The sequence below is a fragment of the Mucilaginibacter puniceus genome (genome assembly GCF_054783175.1).
This window is the reverse complement of record NZ_BAAGRB010000002.1, coordinates 918012-942047: the sequence shown is the minus strand read 5'-3', so window position 1 is coordinate 942047 and position 24036 is coordinate 918012. Positions and strand designations below refer to the sequence as shown.

The following is a 24036-nucleotide window of genomic DNA, read 5'->3' as shown; positions in this document are numbered from 1 at the left end:
ATGATGATCTTAAAAAGTGAAACTTTTTCAAGTGATGTAGACTTGGTAGTTTTTGTGAATGAGAACGATATTTTACGAGAAAATATCCTTACGATAACCCGTACACCAAGTAAGACTGACTGGGTTTCTATAACTCTTTACTACTACGAAGAAGGTATTTATGTAAAACGGGAAAAAGAAATTAAAATTGAGATCAAAGAAAAAAAGGATACCTGGTTTTAATTTTTTTGAATTTGCGAAAAATATTAGCATTTTTATTTTTTAAAAACTTAAACTTTATCATAATGAAATCTAACTATTTATTATTCGCATGCTTATTTTGCAGTGTTATTTATAGCTGCCAAAATCCGGGGCAAACCTCAAATGAGGCAACCGTTAAAGACACCCGCCCTAAAGACCAGATCTATTTTTTAAACAAAGTAAAAGCAGATAGAGAAACCCATTTGTTTACAAATAACGCTACCGTTAGGGATAGTGTTAAGGCCGCTTTTAACAAATATGCTGTAGATAGTTTAAAAAAAATCCAGTCATGGGAAATGATGGTGGATGAGGTAAACGATAATATAAGCTCCACCTCATCTGTTGCAGAAGTAACTTTTGATAAATATAATACTCCATTATATAATTTAAAATTAATAACCTCGGCAAAAGTTGATAATCCTGGAGATACTATTGCGTATGAGGACAGAACCGATTATACTTATACATTACCTAAAAATCCCACTGACGATTTTTTAAAAAAGCAACTCGCAATCATAAAAACATTAACTTACGGTGATACAGTGATAGTTTCAGGTTCGTTAACACATATCAAGGATGGAAAAATAGATTTTACTTCACTTTTTGACGAGAGTTGGAACCTTGATATATTAATAACTGATATAAAGAAAAAGGGGCAAAAGTAGTTGTCACTAGCCCAATTTTACCAATTCCACTTTGGTAGGCTGGCCCTTGCGCCAGCTATCAATTTTATTAATGTAATAGTAGGCGCTATCCTGCTCCAGGTAAATGGGTATCAACAAGTCAAGCTCCAAAATATCGCGCGGGTTAAGTAAAATATAACGTATTACTTTTTTGGTTTCGGTTAGTATTTCTTCCAGCTCCGGGTAGTACTTTTTTCGCAGGTCATCAAAAAGCAAACTGCCTTTGCCATAACCATTGGGCAAATCGGGCGCATCCTCTTTATAAAAATAAGGGGTACTGACGATGTCATTTACTACCACATTGTTTGTGCCATCGGTAAAAGTGATGGTCTTATTCAATGGCCGCAGATCTAACTTTTGGTCAATCAATATCCTGGGCTCAACGCTTATGTTAAAATCTGTACCACCATCCGTGTTATCCACCATTTTAATTTGCGCAATGCTACGGTTGTAAAAGGGGCGGTTATGCGTAGGGCTAAAAATACTTTCAAACAAAGTGCTGCTGGCGGGCAGTGTTTGGTCCTTAATGTTGAGTTGCGACCAGCCAAATTTCGGCGGCAACACATTCTCATCAGTTTTATACTGCATGTAATTTACCTGTGCATAATTGCCTAACTGAAAGGTAATTTGCTTGCCCTGGTCAACACATTTGCTGGTCCAGTTTTTGGCTATAGGGATATTATTTACGATATCCCTAAACGAGTTGAAGGAAATAGTTTTGCCTGTATTATCCGTCTGGCAAATTATACCGAAGCGCTGTAAGGTGTCTTTTAAAAGGTCCTTTTGTGATATGTCCGGAAATATGCGCTCGCATTGTACCTTTTGGCCAAACTGCATATCAGTCATTTTGTTGATCACTGAAAATGTGGCACCTTTTTCCAAAGTTAAAAAACCGCCCGGCCTACCCTCAAATTGATAATATACTTTTAAGCTTTCGCCCGGTTGCAGGGTAATATCCGCGCTAATGTTTTGCTTTGGAGCAATAATGGCATTACCATCACCGCGTGCCGCATAATCGTAGGTTTGCTGGGCTATTATACCCACATAATTTCCGCTGGTGTTAAATAAGCGTATTTGGATGGTCACTTTGGTTGACCTACCCGGATTTCGGCTGGGATCCCTGGAGATAAAATGTAGGTTGTATGCAAATGCCGCGCTAACATTTACTATTTCATCGGCGTAGTAAATATCCGATTGCCCGTGCCTGGTATTGTCAGGATCATCAAATGTGCTAAAGCTGATAGCGCCGGTTAAATTGACATTTTCATAAGGATAATCTCGTGTGGTATTTTGCCCAAGCTGTGCAGTAAGGCTTTTGTAGTTGGGCCTGTTTTGATGTTCAGTGCCGTGCTCAAATGTGCTGTTGCTGAACTGGCATATCAACAATGGATAAAGTGGGTCAGCAAATAACGACCCGGTGCCCTTATACCCGGTTGATTTTAATAACAAGTCAATAGCTGTTTTAATAAAAAAGCCCGGACGCATATACCTCACATCAATAATGGCCGCATTGTCGGTATTATCAATTAAACCATAATCAACTATGGGCCATATCCAGCCATCTGTTTTGGTTTGCGAATGGGCGACATTGTTCAGGTCCCATTTATGCTCAAAAGGCTGCCAAACCATGTCTTTACCCCATGGACTGTTTTTATCGCCCATGTCGTATATCTTGCCGTCAATCAGGTCAAAAAAATCCACATTGCCCGATAGGATAGTTAGGCTGGCACTATCGTTATCAACGCTGTTTAGCTCGGCTATGCCATAGGGAATTATCTCTAAACCATCTTGTATAACTTTCGCGTCGTATTTGGTATAAGGCAGGGTTGACGCAAAGGCCACATTATCCGGGAAACCCAATATTTGCCTGTTACGCTGAGTTAGTGGTATTTTAAACTGGTTGGAAGTATGGCCCTGCTGATTGCGTACATCGGCTAGGTTATTTATCTGGAAGGATAAGGCAATTGGGCTGTCCTCACTTAAATCAACCAATTGGTCGTTAATGTATAATTGTAGCTGGTCCATTACTGTGTTTGAATATTTATTGCAGGCAGGTTAAAGGTGATGCTAAATGGTGCGTATCCATTCAGGGTTTCATACTCGGCAAAGGTGGCGGTATTAAGTACCACCGTTTGCCACTTAACTGGGTTTTTGTTCACCAGCATTTGTACTTTAGGTGAATATTTGATGGATTGTAATCCTTTAATATCGGCTACAGAAAGGTCCTCGGCCATTACCCTCATTTTTTGACCGGCACTTTTACTGATCACTTCTTCAATGCTATCCTGGTTTTCCCAATCAAATACATAGTTTTTAATAATGGTAGCGTTTTGTACATCTAAAGAAACATCCTGATTGTAAGTAAAGCGATAATAATTCCATGAGCCGGTTAAGCCTATCCACCGCAGGTAAACCGAGTTATGATCTAAATTTTTATCAACCCGTACTATTTGGTCGGCTATAACTTGTACTTCAGTAATGTCAACTATAGTTGTATCGGCGATATTTACGTAGGCCTCGTTTTCCAGGCCATCCGCTGCTACTACATTAATATCATACACAGCACCAACATCAACAGTGCCGGTATATATTAAGCTTTCGCCCGGTGTAGCCGGTACAGTTTTGCTAAATACTACGCTATCATTTTTTTTGATGATCAATGTAAGTTTAGGGTCTGCGGCTGGTGATGCGTCATAGCAATAAGCTTCTACCAAAAAGTTATTGCCCGCAGGCATGTTTAGTGTGCCGGTTTCGTCAACATAAATATCTTTAACCGTTACGCCATTGTTTTTTATCTGCAGATTTGAATCAACATAAGGGCTACCTGTTTGCGTTATGGAATAATTAAAGGTGGATGGCTCGCCGCCATATTGGCAATAAATGCCGGTGGTAAAGTAATATACATCGTCATCAAAATTATGATCTATCAAAAAGCGATTTAAGCCAATACGCTGTGCCAAAGCTGTGTTTACTGATGGCGCATCCTCAATAATGAGTTTTGAACTATCCTGGTTCAATAAAAATGAACCATCTTCATTTATCAAGTAAACCGGGGATAGCCCTCCAACGGAATCTTTATTAATATCCAGTAGACTAATTTTGGCATACAATTCCAATCCCGCCAGATCCTCTCCATAAATAAAACTCAGGTCAAACGGGTAATCGTTGGAGTATACAGGCTCGGCAAAATCAGTTATCCATTTTGCTAAGGGGGTGCCATTAGCTATCGTTTTAAAAGGTACGTAAGCGGCTAAATTTCCTCCGTGTTTATCGCCTAATTGTTTGGCTGCATAAACGATGTAATATGGCTCGGCAATGGTTACCCAATCCGTTTGGTGGTCGGTTGTGCCATTGCTCCAGGCTTCGGCATATTCAATTTGATAGCTGGCGCTCAGGTTGGTATCCCTGTAATTTATTTGGGTGTAGTTGCTATCATCCTTGGCGCGCAAAAGGCTTTGTAAGAAGTTGGATAGATCGGCTTTTACCAAACCCGTATTATCGGGCCTATTGGTTGATGTAATGTTGTTTTGCTGTCCGGTAATAGGGTCCTGGTAAGTAATGCGGGTAAGTACTTTATAGTATTGTTTTAGCTGGTTGATGTTGATGTATCCGCTGGCGTCGCTGACGTATGGCGTATCAATCACCAGTGTATTGCCTGTATAACTTTTAACTGTATACGCCCCTTTATAAGGCGCTGCATTAATGTACACAGTTTTATCTTTTATGCTGTCGGTAAATGAAGTGTCTACCGCAACTTTTGCATTGTTGGTAGCGCTATCCAATGTTACTGCGGTCACCGCAAAATCTTTACGCTGATAGGTAAATACAATAGGGTTAAAGGCGGCGTTCCAACGGCTTTTGTTATTGCCAATAGCTACTGTAGGGTCACTAATTAATGTTCTTGATATTACCGGTATGGTAACGGGCATGTTTGCGGCGCACCCTGTCGGATTATCATCAATTACATAAACGGTTTTCAATCCGCCTGATAAAGCTGAAAAAGTTTGTGAAGATTGAAAGGTAACATTATTCAAACTATATTGAATAGGATAACTTGAACTGGCAACGACAGTTATCTGTGCATCATTTGCTCCCGGAGCTGATTCGGGCGCATCAATATTTATACGGTTTATAGTTAAATTGCAAATGTTTACAGGTGCCGATGGGTTTGGGTCGCCCACGTTGGTTACCGTGAAGGTTACATAATACTCAACCTCGGTATTACCCATTTCATATGTTCTTCTTCTACTGATCAGCCCACTGTATATCAGCATAGATTGGCCTGGAACTGCCTGTTGTAAATTGGTTATGGTGCCCGATACGTTTTGCTGATAGTCAACAATGGCATTATTGCCATTGGCGGGCTGCCCGGTTGTTGAATCCAGAATTGATAAGTGCATATCTGCATAAACCGCTTCAACTCCCGGCTCGGGATACTCGGTATATATGTTTGCAGGGTATATTGAGCCTATTAGTGCCATTATTTAAGTTTTTTTTAATTGATGATTGACTTAGCCGAAGTTTTCAAAGTAGATGGTGGATAGATTGAGTGTTAAACTTACACCCGTGGTGTTTACATCATACTTGTTGTAAACAGGTACGCACTTGGCGTTTCCGCCGGGTTTAATTTTAAAATAACGGCCATCTCCTTCGCGGTATTTGGCGGCTTTCACCATAAACTCATTAGCTAAATGCAATGCCTGGGTTATATAGGTTTCATTGTCTGCTGTGTACTGGTCAAAATCTGTTTTGAATAAAAACTCCAGTATCACCGTAAAGGCATTATCTACCGAGCCATTAACATGCGGTGCTACGGTTATGGCCTGCAGTGGCTGCATAAACACGCAGGGGAAAACAGCATCATCAGCCAGTAAATTTAATTCGTTAGTAGTGCCGTATATAAATGTGGGTGTACCCGTTAGGGTTTGCACAACGGCTTCAATTTGGTTGCGTATGGGCATAGGTTTTAATTTTTATCGTTGAGCCTGAAGCAGATCGGAATATCGTTTTTGATACTCGGCTTCGGTTTTATTAAGCAGGAGTTTGGTAAGTACCCTATCGTACGGAAGGTTTAGTATTTCTTCCCATTTGGTTACATCGCCACCGGCTAAAGCATTGACGGTATTAATATATTTAAATCGTTCAAACGCCTGTATTCCTGCCTTATTCTCCAAAGCTGAAGCAGGCGCTGAAAGTAATTTGTTTTCCGCCTCGATAAGTGCGGATAGCATGAAAAAAAATGGCGGGCTATGGGCAGTGCCTCCGTCACTTTTAGTTTTTTCACTTCGGCATAAAACTCCTCTACCTGGTACTCATTGTATTTTTTGCCCGTAACTCTGCAGAAGAAATACTGCCCCAATACCTGGCAGCAGGCCTTTAGTGAGGGTTTAAATGTTTCCTGCCAATCATCTTCGCCATGTTTTTCAATATGTTCTTTTATCTCTTCGGCAATAATTTCCCTTGCCGCCATAAATGCCCCCGCAGGTTCAACCGACAGGTTATTGATGACATTAACCGTTACCGGCCTCTCTAAATAGAAAGTCACTTTTTGAGGGATATCATCACGATTATACAAAAGTGCAATTTGCTGGGATAGCAGTAGGATGTACTCGCTGAAAATTTGAAACTCGGTAACATCGCAAACGGTATTCAGCTCACTAACAGGAATGCCTGATAATATGCTTATAGCTTCCAGGTCGGTCAGGTATGGCTTTTCCTGCATATCCATCAGTTGCCCTAAAGTAAGCTCATTAAGCAGGGTAGGCATTTTAACCAAAAGCCGGCCTTCGGTTGTTTTTAATTTTTTCTCGATCATTTGAATAAATTGGAGTTTGGTATTATTATATTTTTTTGCTGGTAGGGCAGGCGCGATTTAATGATTTTTGATCTGTTGGTTTTTAGCTTATTCAACGCTACGTAGCGTAAGGGATCGATCAAATGGTTCCAGCTATCAACAGGTTCGTTCAATGCTTTGCCTGATCTATCCGTTTTCCATTTGTATATGCCCATCTCTTTACGCAGGTTAATGCTGTTACGGGTAATGTTAATTTTATAGCGTTTAAGTATATCTATTGAGTGTTTTACACTATCCGCACCTTTATTGGCCCCGGTAATATTCCAGCCTTTTCTTCTAAGCTCTTCTATGGATTTTGGCTCTGCAGAATCTGCTATGATATTCGTCTTCTTGCTCACGTTAAGGCCGGTTAACCGCTTGCTTATATCCGCGTTGGTTAAGCCCGTTTCGTAAATTAATTCGTTAATCCACAATTCGCCGTCCTGTTTATATACTTCCAGGCAACCGGTTTCATCATTAGTAAAACCAAAATCTAAACCAATGGCTATCAGGCGTGCATCAGTCGGAATTTCATTGCAGAGGTTCCAGTTGTTAAATATCGTTCCGGTTAATTTGCCCGTTAAACCGCGGGCGTATACCTTCCAAAGTTCATAATCATCGTTCTTCAGTGCTTCAACTTTGGTTCGTATGTTTTCATCTGCAAACGGGTTGTGCCTATGGTCGGAAATGATCAGTTCCATGTTAAGCTTTCCAATAAGCTTTTCATGAACCCAGAATTCTGTATTAGGGTTGTAGTCGATGAATATCTTTTCCTTGGTACGCAGCGCCAATTCTGCATAGACATTCCATGTAATGCCGTTGGCCTCATTTATAAAAAGATAGTCTCTTTTGCCGGACTTCGCATCTTGTTCATCGCTGTAGCTTTTAAATTCTATCAAAGTGCCGTTATGGAACTCAAATATCCTGTCGCTTTTATTAAAGCTTTTAACTGCCGCCTGCAATTGTATCGAACTGTTGTAAATGGCCAGCGCATCGCGCAGCGCACCCGCCCTTAAGTTGGGTATATCCTGCCCAACTATGGTTATTACCTGTTTTTCTTTTTGGCAAGCCAGGCAAAACAATACCTGTTCAATAGCATAAGTTTTGCCCGAACTGGTGCCGCCCTGGTTAATAACTATATGCGCGGTTGAGGCGTAGTTACGCTTAAACAATATGGTAGCTTCACAATTATTGGTCATAGTTAGAGTATTAAAGAGTAACCTCTTTTTCATCATTGGCAGGCGAGGGGCCACTTTCAACTATTGTAACTTTTAAAGTTTTTATAATTGGTGTAGTGTGTTTGGTGTCGGACTTATCCGCCCACCCCAAATTCTTTAAAGCAAAAACTGCCCCGCCAAACGTACTCTGATGTAGTTTCTTTTCATATATCGCTTCAATACGCAGCCGGGCCCTTTTTAGGTTTGCGGCAAACTTGCCTTTGCTTTCATATCGCTCAAATTGCTCGCGACTGTGAAAACCCAGGTGCAGGGCTAAACCGGTAAGGGTTGCAGGTTTTGACTCAGCAGTTTTAATGGTGCCTGTCTTCTGTGCCGGGCGTTTTTTAACTTCAAGTTGTTTAAAAAAAGCGTCCACAAGTTTATCCAATTCATCAGCTGATGAAAATTTTGGTAAGGCATTTTTCATGATTGTGTTATGTATGCCGAATGGCATAATTTATATTCAAATATCGTCATAATTATTCGTAATTGCAACTTTTTGCTAAAATTTATAGTAAGTTATTGAATAGTAATTGCTAAGTCAAATAACGGGTTTATTACCCACTTCTTTTGCTGCCGATAGCCAATATGGCGGCTTTTTTGCGTACCTTTGTGCAAATTTTAAAGATTTGATGAAGGTATTTATTGCAGGGCTTCCTTTAGAAGTAGATGAGGCCGAATTAACAGCTGTTTTTGGTGATTTTGGGCCCGTAAAATCACTCAGGATCATTAAAGATCGTGAAACAAAAGAGAGTAAAGGTTTTGGGTTTGTTGAAATGGTTAATGAAGATGAAGCCAAAGAAGCAATCAGGTGTATGAATGGCGCAAGCTATTATGGCCGCCGTATAACGGTTAACGTAGCCGAGGATAAAGGTCCTGGTTTTAATGGCGGCGGTAACAAAGGCGGTTTTAGACGTAACTAACATTATATTATTCTTGTTATTTGTAAGCCGGTTTATCCGGCTTTTTTTTGCGTTATTCTCTGGTTATGATTTAAATGCTATTTGGCATAATTATTACCAGTCAATAGTTTCTGCAACCTCATTTTCCACCAGTTGGGTCAGTATGGTTTTTACTACTGCTTCACGGGCCCACTGCTGCTCAATTAATGATGCATCTTCACGGTACCATCTTATGGGCTCGTTTATCTCTATTTGTGTTTTGTAGATAAAGCCTTTTTTAGGATGGATCTTGGTGCCTTCATAACTGTTCAGCTTTTCGTTCCTTATAATTTTTGCAAACTGTTTTGCCGGGATGTCCAGCTGCAGGCATTCTTCCAACGAGTTCTTAAAGTCCTGCTTGTCTTCCAGCCATAGGGTTAGGGTGCCATCGTTCATTTCGTGGTCGGCTACGCTGATGCGGCTGTAATCATAGTCTACCGAAATGATCATCCACCATAGTTTGTCTTTTAGTTTTTGTGCGATCTTTATCATATGCTTAGTATTTAGTGTTGTGATCAAATTTAGGGTACCAGCCCGGTATGTACTTTTGTATCTGGGCAATATAAGCCTGGTGTTTTTTACAGGCTTGCTTGTAAGCCAGGTACCGTAGTTGGGTTGTGGAATCATCGGTGCTTTGGCGGCTCTTGTCAATATCCTTATTTAAGGCAGAATAGACTATATACATATTGTTGGATTTAGGTAATCAATATTTTTCTGTAGACATTGTTCTGTATACTTCTGTAATTCTTTATTAAAAATAATTTGGTTTTTAATATTTTTATAGTAGTTTCGTATAAAGAACAGAACAAATATAAAGAAATATCTTTATTTAAGTCAAGATAATTCTGTAAAATGTTAATAACTTTATGGAAACACCTGTAAATCCCGGCAAAATAAAAACCATTCGTCCAGAGACGTTGGCGTTTATCATATTATATAACCAATTGAAGGGCCGTGCCTTTACCGGCAACGCCCAGTTAGCCGAAGTTTTAGGCTTTAATTCGGCCAGCTCTATTACCGAAATTATTAAGAGTCGCCAAAACATCGATCCTGAAAAATTTAAACTGTTTAAAGAGCATTACCGCCAGTTTATTGATGAACCTGCTTTAAAACCTTATGATACAACTGAAATTATTTCAAAGGTTGGCGAGGGTATACCTATGTATGAAATTCCGGCTACAGCATCGGGCGTTGAGGTTTATAATGATATTAATGATATGCAGGCGGTAGGCCGCATGAATTTTCCGGGTATTGAAGATTGCGATTTTGCTTTGCCTGTTTGGGGACACTCCATGTACCCCTATTTAGAAAATGGCTGCTGGGTGGCTTTAAAGGTTATTAATGATAAAAAAATACTACCCGGCGAAGTTTACTATATTGAATGGGGCGATTACCGGATGTATAAAAGGTTGTTGGCCAGTGATAATCCTGATGAGGTTATTGCCCACTCTGATAATACTACCGAAATGGTTGGCGACAGGCTTAAATACGCGCCGTTTGTTATTAAGATTGCTGATATTAAAAAACTTTGCCTGGTTAAGGATATACACAAAAAGCATAATCATTAATATTCTATTTGTTTTGTGCGTAGTTTGTTTATTATTGTATCCAAATGTCTGACGAAGCACTTGTAAAACGTTTAAAGGTTATTGTTAAAGAACATGGTGGTCAATTGGCCTTAGCGGGCGCTATTGGTGTAGACCAGGGATTTATCAGTAAGGTTATTAACCGCAAACAGGAGGTAAGTTATTACCTTATTCGTAAGTTGTGTTTTCAGCTCAAATACTCGCCCGAGTGGTTGATACTGGGTACGGGTGATAAGAAAATTAACAAACCTGAAACCGCTAAGCTGATCACCGAAATTCAAATGATGCGTACCGAACTGGATATTTTACATGCCCGTATGCGTGCTTTTGAGTTGGAGATCAAAGAATTAAAAGAAGCTCCAAGCGCTAAACAGGCGGGTTAACCGTTATCATACAAATAACCTCCATATATGTACTGCATTAAAAGGTTAACCATCATTCTGTTTGTTATATCTGCATTTGTTGCCAAGGCGCAGGATAATTCTTTAGTGGGTACAGGCAGTACATTGGCTTATCCCTTTATTACCAAAATTATTGAGGATTATAGCCGCACCAATCATGTTAATGTTAATTATCAGTCTATTGGTTCGGCAGAGGGTTTAGCACAGTTAAAAAGTAACACCATTGATTTTGGCGTGTCCGATATCCCAGGCGCCAACTCCAGTTCTGTTTTATATATTCCCATTGCTAAATGCCCCGTTGCTATTGCTTATAATTTGCCGGGTGTAAAGGCTACATTAAAACTAAGTAATACCGTTTTAGCCGACATATTTTTAAAAAAAATAACCAGGTGGAACGACGCTAAACTAATCGCGTTAAATCCAGATGTTAAGCTGCCATCAATGCCTATTCAAATTGTTGACAGGGCTGAAGGCAGCGGTACAGCATACATTTTTAACAGCTATTTAAGTAGCGTAAGCCCAACCTGGAAAACCGGCAGCATCAAAGCCAAACTAACCAGTAAAACCAACCAGGGTAATGCCGGTTGGGTTAAGTTAACTCCCGGTACTATCGCGTTTGTAGGTTTGGCTTATGCTAAACAGTACCAATTGCCTTATGCAGCTATACAAAGTAAAGCAGGCAATTACATAAAAGCAGGCGATGCTAATTATCCTATACAGGGTTTAACCTGGGCAGTAGTATATAAAGAACAAAGTTATGCTAGCCGCGGTATTGACCGGGCCAAACAATTAGTAAAACTATTGCATTATATGATCAGTAACGGACAAAAGGCCGTGCAGCCTTTGGGTTATTTTCCGCTTTCGCCCCAAAATGTTAAAGAAGCTCAAAAAACTTTAGGCCTTGTAACCTACAATGACAAAACCTTACAAATATAATTTCAAATTATTAAAAACCTGCTGACATAGGGTTGTCACCACCCCGTGGTTTCTTTGTATCAACAAACATTTAAAACCACAACGTTATGTCGATAATTGAAATTTTATTAAGAGAAACTGAGCAGGAAGCTCAAACTACCCGCAAATTTTTAAGCATCGTGCCAAACGATAAATATGATTGGAAACCGCATCCAAAAAGTATGAGCCTAAAACAACTGGCAACGCATATTGCTGAACTACCATCATGGATAAGTATAGGCCTTACCACCGAGGAGCTTGATTTTGCAGCAAACCCGTATAATCCAGTAGATATTGCTAATACAACTGAACTGGTAGCTTACTTTGAAAAATGTTATGCCCAGGGCCATGCCGATTTGAAAGCTACCAACGAGGAGACATTGCAGCAGCCATGGGTATTACGCAATGGCGACCAAATTTTGTTAAACCAAAATAAGTACGATACCGTGCGCGTATCTATAAGCCAAACTACACACCACCGTGCGCAGTTGGGGGTATATTTACGCTTGTTGAATATCCCTATTCCCGGAAGTTACGGCCCAAGTGCGGATGAATTAGGAATGTAATTGAGATATGAGATTTTAGACGTGAGACATGAGATAAAATAAAACTATCTCACATCTCATGTCTCACATCTCACGTCTAATCTATATCCACTTCAACCTATCCCTAAACCAAAAAGCTACGTTAACCAATGCTATCAAAGCAGGCACTTCAACCAACGGCCCTATTACCCCTACAAAGGCCTCGCCGCTGTTAATGCCAAATACACCAATAGCCACGGCTATCGCCAGTTCAAAGTTATTGCCTGTTGCTGTAAAGGCTATGGAGGTACTGCGACTATAATCGGCACCAAACCATTTGCCAATAAAAAAGCTTAGCAAAAACATCACAGTAAAATAAATAATCAATGGAATAGCTATCAGTAATACATCAAAAGGTATACTCACTATCATGTTTCCCTTCAGGCTAAACATTACCACAATGGTAAATAGTAAAGCTATTAAGGTAATGGGCGATATAAACGGCACGTATTTTTGCTGAAACCACTCTTCGCCCTTAAGGCTAATCAAAGCGTACCTGCTGATAATACCCGCCGCAAAAGGAATACCCAGGTAAATACCTACACTTTGCGCAATTTCGCCAATGGTGATATTTACCGCCAATCCCTCAAACCCAAATAGCGGAGGCAGCACCGTAATAAACACATAAGCATAAACACTGTATAGCAGTACCTGGAAAATGCTGTTTAAGGCTATTAACCCGGCGGCATATTCGCGGTTACCTTCGGCAAGTTCATTCCATACTACTACCATGGCAATACATCGCGCTAGTCCTATCAATATCAGCCCAACCATATAAGCAGGATGGTCCTGTAAAAATAGAAGAGCCAATACGAACATAATGATGGGGCCTATGATCCAGTTAAGCACTAATGACGCGGTAAGCACTTTTACATCTTTAAATACTTCGCCCATTTTTTCGTACCTCACTTTAGCCAATGGCGGGTACATCATTAGTATTAATCCAATAGCCAAAGGAATATTGGTAGTACCGCTGGAGTATGAATTAATTAAACCCGCAGACGAGGGGATAAAATACCCAATGCCTATTCCAACGGCCATCGCCAAAAATATCCATAAGGTAAGGTAGCTATCTAAAAAGGAAAGCTTTTTGCGTTGTGCAGGTGCGCAGTTATTGGCCGTCATTTTATATATTCTTTTCTATAAAGTCTTTCGAGTAGTCTTTTATCATGTCACGCACCCGCCTAAACTCGTTCATGATCTCCTCAGGCGTACCTGTGGCTTTAGCCGGATCAGGGAAATTAAAATGAAAGCGTTGCGCCGTAGTAGGGAAGTAGGGGCAATTTTCCTTAGCATTATCGCAAACCGTTATTACATAGTCAAAAGGGATGTTGATGTATTCATCCACATTGTTTGATGTATGATGGCTGATGTTTACGCCATCCTCCGCCATTACCTGTATAGCTTTTGGGTTAACGCCATGGGTTTCAATACCGGCGCTATAAACCACGGCTCGGTTACCTGCAAAATATTGTAAATATCCTTCGGCTATCTGGCTGCGGCAACTATTGCCGGTGCAAAGCACTAAAATTTGTTTCATTGTCTGAGTATATATAAAGTTAGCAATTAGCAGCATCCTCCACCGGGTGTACAGCAAGAATCAGCAACTGCCAGGTTTTTTAATTCAACCTTAGGCTTATCCGCAGTAGTACCGCATTTTCCGCCTCTGCCAATGGCTTTACACTGTACTGCATCAGGTTGCAGGTCAACAAGTAAATTTTCACCCTGAACTGTAATGGAATTGGGCAGCATTTGACGCGTATCAAAAGTTGAATTGCCAAACTCAATTTTTACCATCGCGTCCCCATCTAACGGCAAAGCCTTTTCTACAACGTCGATAATGGACAAAGCTTTGTTCACTTTCATGGCACGTTCTTGCTGCTCGTTTTGCGGTTCATACAACTGTACAATAATCTCTGTCCAATTATTTACAACACCGCCGCAATCTACTGACGTAATAGGTGCTTGTTTAATTTCGGTGATATGGTATGAAGCATCAACCCATTTATCTTCGGCGTATTGGAATTGAAGGGTTAATTCAGGGTTACTAACCAGCGTTTCTTTAAATGATCTCCAATTAAGTGTTTCCATGTTATTTGAATTTTATCGTAATATTACGATGATTTAAACTAAAAAAATATTAGCAGCACTTACCCGGATCAGTATATGATCCGAAGAAGTTTCCTAACTCGTTATTTAATAATTGCCATGCTTTAGGGTTGATGCAATAGCATACACTAACACCTTCAATGGTGCCTTGTATCAATCCGGCATTTTTAAGTTCTTTTAAGTGTTGTGATATAGTGGCCTGCGCCAAACCCAGTTCATCCACCAAATCCCCACAAATACAGGCGTTAGCTTTTATAATTTGCTGCAAAATGGCAATACGCGCAGGGTGGGCCAATGCTTTAAGCATTTGCGCCAGCTGGTTTTGCTCGGCAGTAAATATTTCCGTTTTGGTAATGCCCATATCTATCGCAATATTACGATTGACTATTTAATTATCCAAATATTTGCTGATTAATTTTTAAGATGGGAGAGATATCTATATGCCCAATACCTGCTTTAGCTTCACATAGCCGGTTTTGCTTACCGGTATTTTTGCTCCTGATTTAAGTATAGCCAAGTGGCTGTCTTTCTCATAAGGGTCAATACGGGTAATTTCGGGTACGCTTACTATGTATGAGCGATGCACGCGCACAAACTGACGGGGGTCAAGCGTTTGTTCAAAAAAGCTCATGGTCTTGTTTTTCAGGTACGATCCTTCCTGGGTAAATACACTTACGTAATCATCATCAGCCTGTAGGTATTGCACATCAGCTACAGGAATAATTTTCACTTTTGTGCCGGTTTTAACTACAATACGCTCATGCTGGGCGGGCGATAGGGCGGCTGTTTCTAATAACTGCTCGGTTTCTTTTGGTGTAGCCGAGGTGGCAGGCGCTTGCGCCAGATATTTTTCAATAGCTTTATTAAAACGCTCTTTACTAAATGGTTTTAACAGGTAATCAACCGCGTGGGCCTCAAATGCTTTTATGGCATATTCATCAAATGCCGTTGCAAAAATTACCGCAGGTTTATTATCAACCAGTTCAAGCATTTCAAAGCCATTAATTTTTGGCATTTGCACATCCAGGAAAATAATATCAGGCTGATATTGCTGTATAGCCTTTAAACCTTCAAAACCGTCATTACATTCCTGCAAAACTTCTATCCGGTCGCTAAATTGCTGAATGTACTCTTGTACAACCATGCGCGCTAAAGGCTCATCATCAATAATTAATGCTCGTTTCATAGCTGCGGTATTTTAATTATGGTTGTAAATATATTATCATTTGCATGAGTTTCCATCAAATCATTACGGGCAAATAGCAAATAAAGGCGGCGCTGTACCCCGCTTAAGCCAAAACCTGTTCCCTGCCGTGGGCGTGACGTTTGCGGGTCATAAGGGTTTTGTACCATTATTTGCAGGTAATTGTCCTCTATTTCGCCACGTATACTCACCACAACGTCTTCGGTAGTATCATACAAACCAAATTTAATGGCATTCTCAACCAATGGCTGCAACATCATTGATGGTAAAACTGCTTCGCCACAATTTCCATCACAGCTTATTTCTGTTTTTAAGCGATGGCCAAAACGTACTTTCTCAATATCCAGGTACAGGTTAAGGTGTTCCAGTTCCTCATTTAAAGTAACCTGCTGCTGATCTTCTTTCCGTAACGTACCGCGTAAAAAATCTGATAGCTGGTGTATCATTTTACGGGCCTCATCAGGCTTAAAGCCTATCAATGCATTAATGGAGTTTAAACTATTAAACAAAAAATGCGGCTGTAGTTGCTGGCGCAGGTTATAAAGTTCCGCATCGCGGGCCAGTTTTTCGGCTTCGCCTTTGCGTCGTTCATTTTCTTTTTGATCCAGTTGCCCATAAAATATCATACTTATCATGGCCATCCAGCCAATAGCCATAAAGTTGGTAAACAACCTAATGATCATTGATTGAGATAAAAAGCTGGTATATCCTGTTTCTGAAAGAAAATAAGGTAATATCCAGCGCGAACCAGCCATGCTAATGGCTGCCAAAGCAGCGCACCATATTAAAATATTAATATAGCTGCCTTTGCCGGGCTGATAGTAGCGCAGGTTATTATTTATTAACCAACAAGCAGCAGCCAATAATATAGAGCTTACCACACCATCAACCACGGCAGAGTACCACGGAAATCCAAAACTGTGGATAATGTAGGTTTGCAGAGCGGCCCAGACCACTCCGCAAGCTACAAATGCCCAGCGCAATTTTGAAAATGTAAATGAGGTTATGGCCAATTTGAGTTGGTTATAATAACTGTTAAATGTTTAATTAATAGCTACGTACATCTACGCCCGCAAAAAACGACATCCCTTTTAGTATTAAAACTTTATTACTGTCAAGTGGGGCCGTTGTTCTGATCCTTTTATCGTCAACACTTGCAAAAACAGCAGCCAGGTCAGATACCACTTTCCAGTTTGCAGGCACTATAATTTTAATGCCTCCAAATACCTGGGTAATATCTATTATTGTAGGCCCGCTTATATCTGCTTGTGTAAAATCAAGTTCAACTCCTCCAAATACGTTTACCACTTCGCCGCCTTTAAAATCTTTGGAAAGGATAGTTTTTTTAACACCACCAAAAATTGATAGCGCTAATGGCTCGTCCTCAACATTATGGTTATACTTAGGCGCTTCCTGATCAACAGGAGGTGGTGTAGCCGTTGGGTTTACTGTATAGTCAACTATAGGGTCGTGTGTCTGCGGGTTTATGTTAAATCCGCTTTCATTCCATTTATCCTTATTAAATAGCTTACCTGCATTTTTCTTATTACGCTTTAATATTAGCCATATGCCAAAGCAAATTATTATTACCGGCCATACCAGATCCTCAAAACCAGGTATAATATCATCCAACAAAAAAGCCGTACCAATAATTATTAATATGATGCTGGCTACGTTGCGGAAATTGTTTTTAGCCCCTATAAAAAAGCCCACTGCAATGATGGCCATGGGGAAACTGAATAACCAGTGTGGGAAAAGGAACAGGTTAAATTGTTTAAATAGTAGCAGAACACCCACTACTAATATGATTACCCCGGCTATGCTTTTGCCATTGCGGGGTTTGTTTGTATATTTTATATCGTCACTCATCGTCTTAGTTTTAATCAATACCCAAATGTAAGGCAACAATATAGGTAACCCCAAACAAAACTGGCGATTAATTTAAAGAACTCGGTAAACGACGGTATTTTGGCGGTGAAAAAGTTTACACCTCCGGCTCTTGCTGGCTAAGGCAATGAAAACTGCCCAATCCCCATATAATATCAGTCGAATCAATACCAACAACCTTACGCTCGGGGAAGCACCCTTGCAATATCTCTAAAGCCTTATCATCATTTTTACAGCGATAGGTAGGCACCACCACTGCCGCGTTGCCGATATAGAAATTAGCGTAGGATGCCGGCAGGCGCTGGTCCTCGTGTATCACTGCATCAGGCATAGGCAATTCAATAATATCCAGTTGTTTGCCATTAAGCAGGCGCATGGTTTTTAGCTGTTGCAGGTTTTCTTGCAGGATGTGGTAGTTTTCGTCATTCTTATTTTCCTCAACAACGGTAACAACGGTATCTTCAGTAACAAAACGCGTAATGTCGTCAATGTGCCCATCGGTATCATCACCCACAATGCCATCGCCCAGCCATAAAACCTGCTCGGTGCCGTAGTAGTTGTGCAAATATTCTTCTATTTGTTTTTGATTTAAATGCGGATTGCGGTTTTTATTTAACAGACAGGCTGTAGTAGTTAAAACAGTACCCTTGCCATTAAAATCAACCGAGCCGCCCTCCATAACAATACCCGGATGAAAAACCGGTATACCGTAATGTTTACCAATTTTGGTGGGAATTACATCGTCCAGGTCAAAAGGAGGGTATTTACCACCCCAGGCATTATAACCCCAGTCGACTATTATTTTTTGTTGAGTTTCGTTATTGATCAAAAAAGCCGGGCCATGATCACGGCACCACGCATCATTAGTTTCAAACTCAAAAAATTCAACCTTATGCAAATCAACATCCACCAATTGCAATTGCTGTTTGACAAAAGCCGCCATCTGCTCGTCTTTCACGTTAATCCGCACGATCTCGCCTTCAGTCAACGCCTTTATAAATTCGCAATATTTGGGGTAAACCGTAACTATCTTTCCCGGCCAGGATTCTTCCTTATGCGGCCAGCTTAGCCAGGTGGCTTTATGCGGATGCCATTCGGCAGGAAAAAAAAATCCCTGAGATGCAGGGGAGTTATTAAAATTCGCCATACTTTAGTCGTTATCTAATAAACGCTTAGTAATCGGCTGATACGAATCGATTCTCCTGTCGCGTAAAAACGGCCAGTGACTGCGGTAATAGTCTGATTTATCCAGATCAAGTTCCTGTACAATAACTTCTTCATCATGATGCGAGGTTTGGTGTATAACAGCACCAAATGGATTGGCAAAGAATGATCCGCCCCAAAATTTAACCCCGGCTTCTTCGCCTACGCGGTTTACACTTACTACGTACACGCCATTGGCTACCGCGTGCGAGCGTTGTATGGTTTGCCATGCGTTGTATTGTTCGGTATTGGTAGCTTCATCCTGCGTAGTGGCCCAGCCAATAGCGGTAGGGTAGAATAGAATTTCGGCGCCCATTAATGCGGTTATGCGAGCAGCCTCAGGATACCATTGATCCCAGCAAATTAATATGCCTATAGTAGCATACTTTGTTTTAAAAACCTTATAACCCAAATCTCCGGGAGTAAAGTAGAATTTCTCATAAAAACCCGGATCATCCGGTATATGCATTTTGCGGTATTTGCCTAAGTAACTGCCGTCAGCATCTAAAACGGCGGTAGTATTATGATATACACCTTGCGCACGTTTTTCAAATAACGATGCGATGATCACTACGTTTAACTCTGCGGCTACTTTTGATAGCTCGTCTGTTGAGGGGCCGGGTATAGCTTCGGCCAGTTTAAAGTTGTCGTAGTTTTCTTCATCACAAAAATATAGTGATGTAAAAAGTTCCTGTAAGCAAATAATTTGCGCGCCTTTTTGCGCGGCTTCGCGCACTTTAACAATTGCTTTTTGCAAATTTTGCTGCTTATCAGCCGTGCAACTCATTTGCACTATACCCACTTTTGCTTTACTCATTTACCTGAAAATTTATGCAAAAATACAGTTTTTAACTATTAAGGAATAGCCCTTATTGGTTTATTACAATTTACTGTTTAACATTATTTAACTAACTGTACATATTTAGCAAATAAACTAATCTTACCTTTTTATTAGATTTGCAGCCGATTTGGTGGGTTACCAATAATTTTATGCCAAAAAAGCATGACAGATAAAAATAATGAACAACCTGATGAGTTTGATCCGAGTGGTACATTTCCCTACGAAAACTTAGATCAGGATGATAACGGTATCCCCAGGAAAACAATTAAAAGCAGGTTGTGGAGCCTTACCAAGCTTGTTTTAAAAATTACTGTTACAGTTTTACTGCTGCGATATGTTTTAAGTAAAATAAACTTAGATGAAGTAAAAATATTAATAGCCCATTCAAATCCGTGGTGGATGGTAGCTGCATTAATTACTTATTTTATTTCTATTGTAATCTCATCTTTCCGCTTATTAAGTTTTTTCAAATCAATCGATCTACATATTGGATGGAAATTTAATTTGCGTTTATATATGTTGGGCATATTTTACAATCTATGTTTACCTGGTGGTATAGGCGGTGATGGATATAAAATCTATTTACTAAATAAACGATATAAGCAACCAGCCAAAAAAGTTTTTTGGGCGATATTATTTGATAGATTAAGCGGTTTTTGGGCTATAGGATTTATCACCGTTGTATTGATAGTTTTTTTACCACAATTAAAAATACCACTTGTATTAGCATGGAGCGTTTTTTTGGCAGGCACTGCTATATATTATTTTGTAGCGCATAAGTTTTTTAAAGATTATACAAATAATTTTTGGGAGGCACATGCGAAAGCAATTGTTGTACAAGGTTTTCAAGTTTTAACCATTTTATTGGTTATGATTGGTTTAAATCATGATGGAAAATTTGCTCCTTATTTGTCAGCATTTTTGGCATCATCAATGGCGGCGGTAGTTCCATTTAGCATAGGGGGACTTGGCTTTAGGGAGTTTATTTTTAAATATGTAATAACAGAGCTATTTCATTCAAACGGTGAATTGGCTGTTGTTTTAAGTTTGTCTTTTTACGTAATATCTGCCATAATAGCGCTATTAGGTGTTTATTATGTATTTCGTGATGATAAACTGGCAGAGTAATATCTATTGAAATTATGAACATCATTATAACAGGCGCAAGCAGTGGGGTAGGGTTTGAGGCGGTGTTAGAGTTAATATTATCCGGCAACCATAAAGTGATTGCTTTGGCCAGGTCGCAGGAAAACTTAACACGTTTAGCCGAAATAGCTGCAGGGTTAAATCCTGATGGTGTATTATATCCGATAGCTTTTGATATTGTGCATGATGATTATGACGGCCTGCAGCAGTTTATAACTACCCATTTTGACGGCCGTGTGGACGTTTTAATAAACAATGCCGGTGTTTTAATTAACAAGCCGTTTACCGAATTATTAGAAACCGATTTTGTAGAAATGCTGCAAAGCAATTATATAGGCCATGTACGCATTATACAAAGTTTGTATAAGTTAATGCCAAAGGATTCACACATAGTAAACATTGGCAGTATGGGTGGTTTCCAGGGTAGTGCAAAATTTCCGGGACTATCAGCCTATTCGGCCAGTAAAGCGGCATTACACACATTGACCGAATGTTTAGCACAGGAGTTTGCTGAATTTGGTATCAAGGTTAATTGCCTGGCGTTAGGCTCGGCACAGACCGAGATGCTGGAGAAAGCTTTCCCTGGATATGAATCGCCGGTAATGGCGTTTGAAATGGGTAAATACATTGCCGACTTTGCCGTAACCGGGCATAAATTTTTTAATGGAAAAATATTGCCGGTAGCGGTAACCACTCCGTAAAAGAAAAAGCCTCCCCGAATTTCAGGAGGCTTCTTCTTTGCATGGAGTTTATTTATTCAAAAACAGAAAAGCAATAGTGAGGGTTGCGCCGACTTGTCCAACCCAAAAAATAAACATCCATTTAATGGAATTGCTTATTTCTTTGCTCAAGTCGTATTTGACTTTTGCCAAGTCTTCTTTTGTAGCTAATGTTTTGATAGTTGCTTCCACAGATCGTTCTGTTTTGTTATCAATGTATTTAAACATAGCCTCGGTTGTATCGTTACCTAATTTATCTGATAATAACGTATATAGCCGGGCTGTTTCTTTTGCTTCTAAGTACATAACAAATATAATAATAAAAATAGTGATAAGGTTTAGGTTTTAGGTAAAGGTGTAGGGTTGGTATAAATTACTGATTACTAATTCTGCCGGTTATCTTCAAAAATTCATTTACTACAATTTCGTTAGTGTAACGTTTCACACCATCTTTGTCTACATAACTGCGGTTGCTAATTTTGCCTTCAATGGCTACTTCGTCGCCCTTTTTCAAAAGGTCCTCTGCCAGTTTAGCCTGTACGCCCCAAAATACCAGGTTATGCCATTGGGTATCTGTTATACGTTCGCCTTTGTCATTCTTATAACTATCATTGGTAGCTATTGATAAACGGGCCAGTTTTTTGTTAGTGTCAAAAGTTTTTACTTCGGGATCCATGCCTAAGTTTCCTACTAAGCGTACGCTGTTTCTTAATGTGTTCATGCTATTTAATTTTATGTTTTAATTCGTGTTGATTAACAATACAAAGGTGCATCCATCACCAACTATTAGTCGGTTATTAAGTGTTTATAGTCGACAATATCCGTTTGCAAACGTTTGCAATTGAATAATAAATAACTATCTTAGTTAAATGAATAGCGAAAGAACCTGTTTAGACTGCGGCGAGATCATCCATGGCCGGGCCGATAAAAAGTTTTGTAATGACCTTTGCCGCAACAATTACAATAATCAACTCAATAGCAATAGCTATAATTTGGTGCGTAATATCAATAATATTTTAAAGCGCAATCGCCGGATAATGGAAGAACTCAATCCATCAGGCAAAACAAAAACCACGCGCGAAAAAATGGGGGCAAAGGGGTTCAATTTTAAATACCTTACGCACAAGTATGATACACAGAATGGCAAAACCTATCATTTTTGCTATGAATATGGTTACCTGCCATTAGAGGGCGATGAAGTTTTATTAGTTAAGCGCGAAGATAAAGATTAATGGTTTAAGGTGTCACCTAATTCGCTATAGCTTTCAGGATCTTGTTTTTTGGTTATTAATAGCCCCAGACTCATAATTATACTGGTACCCAGTACTACCATAAATAGTAAACCGGTTTCAACCCCGGGTATTAGCATTTCGGGAGGTAAATTATAATATAGTAAAACACTTATTAGTCCCCGCGGTATCAGCACCAATTCGGGCATCAGGTCGGTTTTGGTAAATTTGATGTATAAAAATCTTACTAAATAAACAGCCAATAAAATTATACACCCATTGGCTAACAACGACCAGTTTTTTAACTGACTAATATCCATAGTTAAACCAAAAATTATAAAAAAGAAAGTACGCATAACAAACGCGCTTTCGGCAGATAGCTGGAACAACTGTTTAATATCATTATTCAATTTAGGATAGATAAATACCTTTTGGAAGATAGGGATATTTATTTGGGAGGCATTATTCAGAAACAGGCCGAGTGCCAATACAATTATTAATGATGATAAATGAAACAATTGCCCTAAACAATAAACCATTATAAGTAAGGAGATAATTAAAAAGGATTTAATGTGATGGGTTAATCGCCCTATAATGTACAGTAACAATAAACATGATCCGATAGATAGTAGCATTATTATACCTAACTCCACACCCAGATTAGTGAACGACCCAAAGCCTATATGCTTATTATGAATCATGAAATTAAACAGAATTACGGTTAGTATATCTGAGAACGATGATTCGTAAATAATAAATTCTCTTTTTTTTCTGTCGATATTGGCAGCAGCGGGTATAGCTACGGATGAACTAACTACGCAAAATGGTATAGCATTTATAAAACATAAGTAAATGCTTTGGCCGCTTATTAAATAAATAATATAGGTAATTATTGCTGTAGATGCAAGTAATACCGTTAAAGCAGAGATAAGAGATTTAATAATTACTGCATTTTTATCGGCAGTATATTTTAACTCAAGTGCGCCCTCAAATACAATTAAAATTAAACCAAGCGTACCCAACGTTGGTAATATGGACACGAAATTAAAAATGGGGAAGTTAAAATATTGAATTACCTGTTGTATAATTATGCCCAACAACATCAATAAAATAACCGATGGTATTTTGGTCCTGCCGGCAATAATATCAAACAGGTATGAAAATATTACCAGTCCGCTTAGTATAATTAATGTAGTGTACGATGTCATGTTTTATATAGGATATCGCAATATGCTGTTTTTAAACAAGAATAAAAATAC

30 protein-coding genes are annotated in these 24036 nt (G+C 39.5%); 10 read left to right on the top strand and 20 right to left on the bottom strand.

Going from position 1 to position 24036, the window contains the following annotated elements:
• Together ACYVJ6_RS11205 and ACYVJ6_RS11200 are read left to right on the top strand one after the other, a co-directional pair.
• Positions 1 to 222: a hypothetical protein gene (locus tag ACYVJ6_RS11205; protein ID WP_460694152.1), complete on the top strand. Its 222-nt coding sequence runs from the start codon at positions 1 to 3 to the stop codon at positions 220 to 222.
• A 62-nt stretch (positions 223 to 284) separates the two neighbouring features.
• The gene (locus tag ACYVJ6_RS11200) at positions 285 to 905 is read left to right on the top strand and encodes a hypothetical protein (protein ID WP_460694151.1); all 621 of its coding nucleotides are present in this window, start codon (positions 285 to 287) and stop codon (positions 903 to 905) included.
• Between the two features lie 6 nt (positions 906 to 911).
• Here ACYVJ6_RS11200 and ACYVJ6_RS11195 read toward each other — a convergent pair whose 3' ends face one another.
• The 6 genes from ACYVJ6_RS11195 to ACYVJ6_RS11170 all read right to left on the bottom strand — a co-directional run bounded on the left by ACYVJ6_RS11195 (position 912) and on the right by ACYVJ6_RS11170 (position 8400).
• A complete protein-coding gene (locus tag ACYVJ6_RS11195) occupies positions 912 to 2948 on the bottom strand; it encodes a hypothetical protein (protein ID WP_460694150.1) in 2037 nt (678 codons plus the stop codon).
• Positions 2948 to 5404 (bottom strand): hypothetical protein, encoded by a 2457-nt coding sequence (locus ACYVJ6_RS11190; protein WP_460694149.1) that lies wholly within the window; start codon positions 5402 to 5404, stop codon positions 2948 to 2950. Before ACYVJ6_RS11190 ends, ACYVJ6_RS11195 begins: the two co-directional genes overlap by 1 nt.
• A 30-nt stretch (positions 5405 to 5434) precedes the next feature.
• Complete coding sequence (locus tag ACYVJ6_RS11185) at positions 5435 to 5884, bottom strand: hypothetical protein (protein WP_460694148.1); 450 nt, start codon at positions 5882 to 5884, stop codon at positions 5435 to 5437.
• Between the two features lie 146 nt (positions 5885 to 6030).
• Entirely contained in the window at positions 6031 to 6738 is a 708-nt protein-coding gene (locus ACYVJ6_RS11180; protein WP_460694147.1) for a hypothetical protein, read from the bottom strand.
• Positions 6735 to 7955 carry a PBSX family phage terminase large subunit gene (locus ACYVJ6_RS11175; protein WP_460694146.1) on the bottom strand — a complete coding sequence of 407 codons (1221 nt, stop codon included), beginning with the start codon at positions 7953 to 7955 and terminating at the stop codon, positions 6735 to 6737. The genes ACYVJ6_RS11180 and ACYVJ6_RS11175 overlap by 4 nt, the downstream gene beginning before the upstream one ends.
• Positions 7956 to 7965: 10 nt before the next feature.
• On the bottom strand, positions 7966 to 8400 hold the full coding sequence (locus tag ACYVJ6_RS11170) for a terminase small subunit (RefSeq protein ID WP_460694145.1): 435 nt from the start codon (positions 8398 to 8400) through the stop codon (positions 7966 to 7968).
• A 106-nt stretch (positions 8401 to 8506) separates the two neighbouring features.
• Here ACYVJ6_RS11170 and ACYVJ6_RS11165 point away from each other — a divergent pair, with 106 nt between their 5' ends.
• Positions 8507 to 8896 (top strand): RNA recognition motif domain-containing protein, encoded by a 390-nt coding sequence (locus tag ACYVJ6_RS11165; protein WP_460694144.1) that lies wholly within the window; start codon positions 8507 to 8509, stop codon positions 8894 to 8896.
• Between the two features lie 93 nt (positions 8897 to 8989).
• Here the strand turns inward: ACYVJ6_RS11165 and ACYVJ6_RS11160 are convergent, their stop codons facing one another.
• Positions 8990 to 9406, bottom strand: a complete 417-nt coding sequence (locus ACYVJ6_RS11160) for a hypothetical protein (protein WP_460694143.1) — start codon at positions 9404 to 9406, stop codon at positions 8990 to 8992.
• A gap of 4 nt (positions 9407 to 9410) precedes the next feature.
• Entirely contained in the window at positions 9411 to 9599 is a 189-nt protein-coding gene (locus tag ACYVJ6_RS11155) for a hypothetical protein (RefSeq protein WP_460694142.1), read from the bottom strand.
• A 181-nt stretch (positions 9600 to 9780) separates the two neighbouring features.
• On the opposite strand from ACYVJ6_RS11155, the gene ACYVJ6_RS11150 reads away from it, so the two are divergent.
• The 4 genes from ACYVJ6_RS11150 to ACYVJ6_RS11135 all read left to right on the top strand — a co-directional run bounded on the left by ACYVJ6_RS11150 (position 9781) and on the right by ACYVJ6_RS11135 (position 12421).
• On the top strand, positions 9781 to 10482 hold the full coding sequence (locus ACYVJ6_RS11150) for a S24 family peptidase (protein WP_460694141.1): 702 nt from the start codon (positions 9781 to 9783) through the stop codon (positions 10480 to 10482).
• Positions 10483 to 10526: 44 nt separating this feature from the next.
• Positions 10527 to 10883 carry a hypothetical protein gene (locus tag ACYVJ6_RS11145; protein ID WP_460694140.1) on the top strand — a complete coding sequence of 119 codons (357 nt, stop codon included), beginning with the start codon at positions 10527 to 10529 and terminating at the stop codon, positions 10881 to 10883.
• Between the two features lie 27 nt (positions 10884 to 10910).
• The gene (locus ACYVJ6_RS11140; protein WP_460694139.1) at positions 10911 to 11837 is read left to right on the top strand and encodes a phosphate ABC transporter substrate-binding protein PstS; all 927 of its coding nucleotides are present in this window, start codon (positions 10911 to 10913) and stop codon (positions 11835 to 11837) included.
• 86 nt (positions 11838 to 11923) lie between these two features.
• Complete coding sequence (locus ACYVJ6_RS11135; protein WP_460694138.1) at positions 11924 to 12421, top strand: DinB family protein; 498 nt, start codon at positions 11924 to 11926, stop codon at positions 12419 to 12421.
• Positions 12422 to 12502: 81 nt separating this feature from the next.
• Here ACYVJ6_RS11135 and arsB read toward each other — a convergent pair whose 3' ends face one another.
• The 9 genes from arsB to ACYVJ6_RS11090 all read right to left on the bottom strand — a co-directional run bounded on the left by arsB (position 12503) and on the right by ACYVJ6_RS11090 (position 19659).
• A complete protein-coding gene (gene arsB / locus ACYVJ6_RS11130; RefSeq protein WP_460694137.1) occupies positions 12503 to 13564 on the bottom strand; it encodes an ACR3 family arsenite efflux transporter in 1062 nt (353 codons plus the stop codon).
• Between the two features lies 1 nt (position 13565).
• Entirely contained in the window at positions 13566 to 13979 is a 414-nt protein-coding gene (locus ACYVJ6_RS11125) for an arsenate reductase ArsC (RefSeq protein WP_460694136.1), read from the bottom strand.
• A 26-nt stretch (positions 13980 to 14005) separates the two neighbouring features.
• Complete coding sequence (locus ACYVJ6_RS11120) at positions 14006 to 14530, bottom strand: DUF6428 family protein (protein ID WP_460694135.1); 525 nt, start codon at positions 14528 to 14530, stop codon at positions 14006 to 14008.
• A gap of 49 nt (positions 14531 to 14579) precedes the next feature.
• Positions 14580 to 14909, bottom strand: a complete 330-nt coding sequence (locus tag ACYVJ6_RS11115; RefSeq protein ID WP_460694134.1) for an ArsR/SmtB family transcription factor — start codon at positions 14907 to 14909, stop codon at positions 14580 to 14582.
• Between the two features lie 75 nt (positions 14910 to 14984).
• The gene (locus ACYVJ6_RS11110; protein ID WP_460694133.1) at positions 14985 to 15734 is read right to left on the bottom strand and encodes a LytR/AlgR family response regulator transcription factor; all 750 of its coding nucleotides are present in this window, start codon (positions 15732 to 15734) and stop codon (positions 14985 to 14987) included.
• Positions 15731 to 16765 carry a sensor histidine kinase gene (locus tag ACYVJ6_RS11105; RefSeq protein ID WP_460694132.1) on the bottom strand — a complete coding sequence of 345 codons (1035 nt, stop codon included), beginning with the start codon at positions 16763 to 16765 and terminating at the stop codon, positions 15731 to 15733. The genes ACYVJ6_RS11110 and ACYVJ6_RS11105 overlap by 4 nt, the downstream gene beginning before the upstream one ends.
• Positions 16766 to 16799: 34 nt before the next feature.
• Positions 16800 to 17621 (bottom strand): LiaF transmembrane domain-containing protein, encoded by an 822-nt coding sequence (locus ACYVJ6_RS11100; RefSeq protein ID WP_460694131.1) that lies wholly within the window; start codon positions 17619 to 17621, stop codon positions 16800 to 16802.
• 115 nt (positions 17622 to 17736) lie between these two features.
• Positions 17737 to 18786 (bottom strand): agmatine deiminase family protein, encoded by a 1050-nt coding sequence (locus ACYVJ6_RS11095; RefSeq protein WP_460694130.1) that lies wholly within the window; start codon positions 18784 to 18786, stop codon positions 17737 to 17739.
• 3 nt (positions 18787 to 18789) lie between these two features.
• Positions 18790 to 19659: a carbon-nitrogen hydrolase gene (locus ACYVJ6_RS11090; RefSeq protein ID WP_460694129.1), complete on the bottom strand. Its 870-nt coding sequence runs from the start codon at positions 19657 to 19659 to the stop codon at positions 18790 to 18792.
• A gap of 186 nt (positions 19660 to 19845) precedes the next feature.
• Between ACYVJ6_RS11090 and ACYVJ6_RS11085 the strand changes: the two genes are divergently transcribed.
• On the top strand, positions 19846 to 20811 hold the full coding sequence (locus ACYVJ6_RS11085) for a lysylphosphatidylglycerol synthase transmembrane domain-containing protein (protein WP_460694128.1): 966 nt from the start codon (positions 19846 to 19848) through the stop codon (positions 20809 to 20811).
• A gap of 14 nt (positions 20812 to 20825) precedes the next feature.
• A complete protein-coding gene (locus ACYVJ6_RS11080; RefSeq protein ID WP_460694127.1) occupies positions 20826 to 21530 on the top strand; it encodes an SDR family NAD(P)-dependent oxidoreductase in 705 nt (234 codons plus the stop codon).
• A gap of 48 nt (positions 21531 to 21578) precedes the next feature.
• Here ACYVJ6_RS11080 and ACYVJ6_RS11075 read toward each other — a convergent pair whose 3' ends face one another.
• Both ACYVJ6_RS11075 and ACYVJ6_RS11070 read right to left on the bottom strand, forming a co-directional pair.
• Positions 21579 to 21854, bottom strand: coding sequence for a hypothetical protein (locus tag ACYVJ6_RS11075; RefSeq protein WP_460694126.1), 276 nt, complete (start codon positions 21852 to 21854; stop codon positions 21579 to 21581).
• 67 nt (positions 21855 to 21921) lie between these two features.
• Positions 21922 to 22269, bottom strand: a complete 348-nt coding sequence (locus ACYVJ6_RS11070; protein WP_460694125.1) for a single-stranded DNA-binding protein — start codon at positions 22267 to 22269, stop codon at positions 21922 to 21924.
• 148 nt (positions 22270 to 22417) lie between these two features.
• On the opposite strand from ACYVJ6_RS11070, the gene ACYVJ6_RS11065 reads away from it, so the two are divergent.
• On the top strand, positions 22418 to 22780 hold the full coding sequence (locus ACYVJ6_RS11065) for a hypothetical protein (RefSeq protein ID WP_460694124.1): 363 nt from the start codon (positions 22418 to 22420) through the stop codon (positions 22778 to 22780).
• On the opposite strand, the gene ACYVJ6_RS11060 is transcribed toward ACYVJ6_RS11065, so the two are convergent.
• Positions 22777 to 23985, bottom strand: coding sequence for a cation:proton antiporter domain-containing protein (locus ACYVJ6_RS11060; RefSeq protein WP_460694123.1), 1209 nt, complete (start codon positions 23983 to 23985; stop codon positions 22777 to 22779). The two genes, ACYVJ6_RS11065 and ACYVJ6_RS11060, sit on opposite strands and share 4 nt — an antisense overlap.
• Positions 23986 to 24036: the final 51 nt, after the last annotated feature.